Origin of the sequence: Borrelia persica No12 (genome assembly GCF_000500045.1) — a bacterium.
Classification (GTDB): Bacteria; Spirochaetota; Spirochaetia; order Borreliales; family Borreliaceae; genus Borrelia; species Borrelia persica.
Map to the genome: position 1 here is coordinate 1 of NZ_AYOT01000156.1, position 349 is coordinate 349.

General features: G+C 28.4%; 1 pseudogene. It reads right to left on the reverse strand.

The features are described 5' to 3' along the window. Positions 1–103: 103 nt before the first annotated feature. Positions 104–349, reverse strand: a pseudogene (locus tag U881_RS0105755) (hypothetical protein); the annotation flags it as partial.

Consider the following 349-nt stretch of genomic DNA (forward strand, 5'->3'; position numbering starts at 1 on the left):
TGGTTATATGTATTGATAATCTCTATATCAAATTCAGATACTAACTCTTTAAACTTTTTTAAGATAACGATTATGTACTTTTGTATTTTATCAATATCGAGAATCATGAATTTATCCTAGCCTCAATCGAATCAAGCATTAATCCCGTATCTATTAAAGGTGTTTCTGGAGATTTACTTACTTTTGCTTTTTTAGTAGCAATTGTACTGTCCTTTAATTTGGGTTTTACTTTACCAGATGCAACAAAATCTTTGTAAAAATCAATGAATAATTTACCAAAAGACTTCATGCCAACTTCTATTCCTTTGCTAAACTCTCTGTTCATATAATCAGTATTGATATACTGTTG